The sequence below is a fragment of the Mesorhizobium sp. M7A.F.Ca.US.006.04.2.1 genome (genome assembly GCF_004022915.1).
GTDB classification, from domain to species: Bacteria; Pseudomonadota; Alphaproteobacteria; order Rhizobiales; family Rhizobiaceae; genus Mesorhizobium; species Mesorhizobium ciceri.
In genome coordinates, this window is sequence record NZ_RZQA01000581.1 from 1 (window position 1) to 4,152 (window position 4,152).

Consider the following 4,152-nt stretch of genomic DNA (forward strand, 5'->3'; position numbering starts at 1 on the left):
ATGTGCACATGCGCGACTACGAAGCGTCGGAGTTCGCTGCCGAATATCTGATCCGGAACGACGCCTTCATCGTCGAGTGCAGTCAGCTTGCGTCGCTAAGCGCAAATACCGAAGACCTGCTCGGACAATCTGACTTCGCCGCACGGTGGGGCGCGCGATTTCACTGTCACCGGTGACGGACTTTCATCTGCCGAGAACATCGTCTGGACGGAAAAGGCCTCGCCGCGCGTTCTCCGGGTCACGCGGATGCCTGCCTCGACTGGCTCATCCCCTCGGAGCGTGCTTCCTAGCGAGCTCCGCAACGCTGGCGTTTGGGAGCAGGGCGAAGACCTTGAGGCTCTTTGGTCGGCATCGACCGCAACGCATCGCCTGATTGCCGAGAGTTGCGACGGTTCACTTGGCATCAATGCCATCATTCTCCCGCTCGACGAAGCCTTCGAAACAAGAGTGGACGCCGCACGCCAGTTCTGGCGGGCGCTGAACGGTCGATCGCCCGGCAGCCCAGTCTACGGCGCGCTGCCCCAGCAGACGAAGACCAGGCATATCCTCAATCTGCGCGCTCACGACGCCCGCCGCGCAGCGGCCTCCTATCGCATGATCGCGGAGGTGCTGCTGTCACGAGATCCAATCGTGCCACGAGATTGGCGCGACCATCACCTCAGGCACAAGGTACGGGCCGTCCTGCGAAGAGCGGATCGAATGGTCGCCGGCGGCTACCGCGACCTACTTTTCTATCCACACAGCCGCAGCCGAAAATCCGATCGGTGAAGTCCATCCTCGCAGGGGTAGCAAAAACACATCCCCGATGTTTGCCCTCCCTCGCCTTTTCTCAATTCGACCATCGTCCGTTTCGCGCGTCCCGGCAGGCCAGGATGACAGCAAAACCGAATGGAGATCGAGCGATGTCGAAGGGTCCCGCGGACGCGCCCCAAAAATACCTGCGAACGAAGGAGGCGGCACCAATCGTCGGCCTTTGCGCTCGCACGCTGGAAAAGCACCGAACCTACGGCACCGGCCCAAAGTACAGGAAAGTCGGTGGGCGCGTGCTCTACGACATCGATGACCTGCACGCCTGGATCGAACTCGGCGCGCGCACCTCCACCAGTGATACGGACGCGACCTTTGTTCCGCCGGCCAAGCCGCACGCCGCCCGCGCACCTGCCTATGCCGGCAGACGCGATCGCGCCTCCTGACCGCTGGGGTGGCGTCAGTGCAGTACCGCTCCGAAGGCCAGCTTGACCTGTTTCACGCTCGCGCCAGTGTCGTCACGCCGCGCGACGCGCAGGATCTCATGTCGTGGCCGTTCTTCTCGCTCGCCAAATCCCGCCGCGTAACGCCGATCGACTTTCGCATGGGCGAGGTGTCGATCCGCGTCGAGGCAACGGCCGAGCACGGCATGGCGACCATCTGGGACGCTGACATTCTGATCTGGGCGGCGAGCCAGATCGTCGACGCACGAGACAACGGCCTTCGCACGTCGCGTCTCATGGCGGCCACGCCCTACGAGATTCTTGCCTTCATCGGCCGGGGCGATTCCGCCCACAGCTATCACAGGCTGAAGGCCGCGCTTGACCGGCTGCAGTCAACCACGGTTGCCACGTCGATCCGACAGCCGGGCGAACGGCGCCGGCATCGCTTCTCGTGGATCAACGAGTGGAAGGAGCGAATGGACGCCAGCAGGCGCCCGCTCGGGATCGAGCTCATTCTGGCCGACTGGTTCTATTCCGGCGTACTCGACGATGCTCTGATCCTAACGATTGATCGTGAGTACTTTGGGCTGACTGGGGGCCTGGAGCGATGGCTCTACCGTCTAGTGCGAAAACACGGTGGTCGTCAGAGCTACGGCTGGAGCTTTGATCTCCGCCATCTCCATCTCAAGTCAGGCGGCCTCTCCCACTTCAAGCGCTTCACCTTCGATCTGCGCGAGATCGTCCGTCGCCAACCGCTGCCTGGCTATCGGCTCGCGCTCACCATCGATCCTGATGGCCGATCGCGCCTGAGCTTCCAACCCAACCCGCCGGAACCGTACGCGACGCAGCGCGCGCCGCGCGCTCGACCGACCAAGGCTGTGAAATGACTGTGGACAGGCCCGTGCTATCAGGAACCGCAACTCCCGTGCCATCGGGAACCGGATTCCCGTGCTATCAGGAACCGGATTCGATCCTAAGCCATTGTGGCGATTGCCGAACCGGCTCCTCTAACGTTTCTAACCGAGAATCCTTCCGATTCTTACTAACGCAAAGCGCAGGTCGGCGAGGCTGTGGGCGACGGCCGAGCCCTAATCTTTCGGCGATGCCGAGAGCGATCGACGTCCACTGCTCTTACCGGAACAAGACCACTTTTTCCGCCCCTCGCTTCACCATGCTTGTTCGTGGCCTCCTGTCATGGAGGTCGGCATGAGCGATCTCACCACCGTCGAACTGGTGTGGCTGAAGAAGCGGATCGAGAACTACATCCGCTTCGGCAAGGTTGCTTCGAACAGGAACATCGATCGCACTCGTCGTGCCGTCACCTTCACGCCTGGCAGCGTCTTCGCTTTCGTCCGGTGGATGGGCAATGACTTCGGCACCGTCGCGTCCCGCATCGACATACTGCGTGCAGTCCCCGCCGGTCGGCGCTGCTCGACCGTCGCATATGTGCGCCCCGGCGCCGAGATCCTGCTCACAGTGATCGGATGGCGGAACGTCGAAGAAGTGCTGAAGATCATCGACGCCATCGAGGCGATTGGCATCGACCCAGTCGATGTGTCACCGCATTACTGGCGGCATGCCCACAGTAGGTTTGCCGCGCGCGAGACGCCCAGGCCCTACACACGCCAGCGCCATGAGGCATGGCTCCTGCGTTGCAGGATCGAGCCATGAGCATGCGCGCAGTGATCATCGTCGCGATGCTGGGTTGCGCGGTTCTCGCGGTCGCTCCGGCGTGGATCGACCATCGACCGCACTTCATCTGGAACGCATCCGCGAGCGTCCCCGTCGGGTTGTATCGGGTCGAGCCGGTCGAGAGGATCGCTGTTTCCGATATCGCCGTCGTCATGCCACCCCAGCCGCTCGCCAGCTTCCTGGCTGAGCGTCAATATCTCCCGAAGGGCGTGCCGCTTCTGAAGCGCGTGTTGGCCCTCAAAGGCACGGCCGTCTGCCGACAGGGCACCGCTATCATCATCCATGGCGTGACCGTTGGACTTGCGCGCGAGCGCGATAGTCGCGGCCGACCGTTGCCCGCATGGCAGGGCTGCCGCGTGATCGCCGACGGTGAAGTCTTTCTCATGAATCGGGATGCGGCCGACAGTTTTGATGGCCGCTATTTCGGACCGGTGCCGCTCACTTCAGTCATTGGCCGCGCGACCCCTGTCTGGGCAACCGACAGCACCTCTCCGACTCCGAAAGTTTCAAGCGATCACATTTTAGGCGAGCCGTGAAGGCCGTCCCAATCATCCCCAAAGGCTCATGAAAGGAGCACTGCAATGGCCCAGATCGGCACCTTCACCCGCAATAACGACGGCTTCTTCGGTAACGTCTCAACGCTAACGCTCGACGCGAAGCTTGCCATCCTGCCCGCCGAGAAGTCGGATGCCGAGAACGCGCCGGACCACCGCGTCTTCTGCGAAGGCATGGAGATCGGTGCGGCGTGGGAGCGTACCGGCGAGAAGGCTGGCAACTACCTCTCCGTCTCCATCGATGATCCGTCCTTCACGCAGCCGATCCGCGCCAACCTGTTTCAGTCCGATGCCGAGAAAAGTGTCTGGGCTTTGCACTGGAGCCGCCCGTCGAAGCGCGACGAGCGAGGTTGATCGGATGCGCCGACTGCGCGGCACCCAACCTTTCGCGTCAAACCCTTTGATCGATCAAGCGCTGGTCAAACCCCTCGACCCGATCGCCTGTCAGGCGGCTGCCGCGCGCAGCGAAGGTCAAGGGCGGCCGGACGCTTGCCAATCGCTACGGACGCTCATCGCCCAGCAATTTGCGGCAAGCAAGTCCGGCCGGCGAAGCCTTGCCCTTGACGGGAGCGAGCACAGTGGCAGGCTGCAGGCGCGTCGGGATCGTGGTGCATGTGCTGTCATCCGACGAGGCGTGACGATCCTGTGTGCATGCGTCATGCTCCTTCCTTCTGCATCGGCGGTTTTCGCAGAACCTCTTTTTCATGGCGCGGGGG

6 protein-coding genes and 1 pseudogene are annotated in these 4,152 nt (G+C 62.6%); all 7 read left to right on the top strand.

Annotated features, from left to right (window positions below; genetic code table 11):
• The first annotated feature begins 246 nt into the window (after positions 1-246).
• The gene (locus EN925_RS41525) at positions 247-768 is read left to right on the top strand and encodes a DUF2285 domain-containing protein (protein ID WP_127388373.1); all 522 of its coding nucleotides are present in this window, start codon (positions 247-249) and stop codon (positions 766-768) included.
• A 134-nt stretch (positions 769-902) separates the two neighbouring features.
• On the top strand, positions 903-1,193 hold the full coding sequence (locus tag EN925_RS25710) for a helix-turn-helix domain-containing protein (RefSeq protein WP_127370466.1): 291 nt from the start codon (positions 903-905) through the stop codon (positions 1,191-1,193).
• 17 nt (positions 1,194-1,210) lie between these two features.
• The gene (locus EN925_RS25715) at positions 1,211-2,077 is read left to right on the top strand and encodes a replication initiator protein A (RefSeq protein ID WP_245469198.1); all 867 of its coding nucleotides are present in this window, start codon (positions 1,211-1,213) and stop codon (positions 2,075-2,077) included.
• Between the two features lie 319 nt (positions 2,078-2,396).
• Positions 2,397-2,861 (top strand): DUF2840 domain-containing protein, encoded by a 465-nt coding sequence (locus tag EN925_RS25720; RefSeq protein ID WP_127388371.1) that lies wholly within the window; start codon positions 2,397-2,399, stop codon positions 2,859-2,861.
• On the top strand, positions 2,858-3,418 hold the full coding sequence (locus EN925_RS25725; protein ID WP_127370599.1) for a S26 family signal peptidase: 561 nt from the start codon (positions 2,858-2,860) through the stop codon (positions 3,416-3,418). Before EN925_RS25720 ends, EN925_RS25725 begins: the two co-directional genes overlap by 4 nt.
• Positions 3,419-3,463: 45 nt before the next feature.
• The gene (locus EN925_RS25730; protein ID WP_127388370.1) at positions 3,464-3,790 is read left to right on the top strand and encodes a DUF736 domain-containing protein; all 327 of its coding nucleotides are present in this window, start codon (positions 3,464-3,466) and stop codon (positions 3,788-3,790) included.
• A gap of 4 nt (positions 3,791-3,794) precedes the next feature.
• Positions 3,795-4,152, top strand: a pseudogene (locus tag EN925_RS40200) (hypothetical protein); the annotation flags it as partial.

Bases quoted from the DNA above. Each gene is read 5' to 3' on its own strand.
- EN925_RS25720 (WP_127388371.1), top strand. From the start codon at position 2,397: ATGAGCGATCTCACCACCGTCGAACTGGTGTGGCTGAAGAAGCGGATC.
- EN925_RS25730 (WP_127388370.1), top strand. From the start codon at position 3,464: ATGGCCCAGATCGGCACCTTCACCCGCAATAACGACGGCTTCTTCGGT.
- EN925_RS25710 (WP_127370466.1), top strand. From the start codon at position 903: ATGTCGAAGGGTCCCGCGGACGCGCCCCAAAAATACCTGCGAACGAAG.
- EN925_RS41525 (WP_127388373.1), top strand. From the start codon at position 247: ATGCCTGCCTCGACTGGCTCATCCCCTCGGAGCGTGCTTCCTAGCGAG.
- EN925_RS25725 (WP_127370599.1), top strand. From the start codon at position 2,858: ATGAGCATGCGCGCAGTGATCATCGTCGCGATGCTGGGTTGCGCGGTT.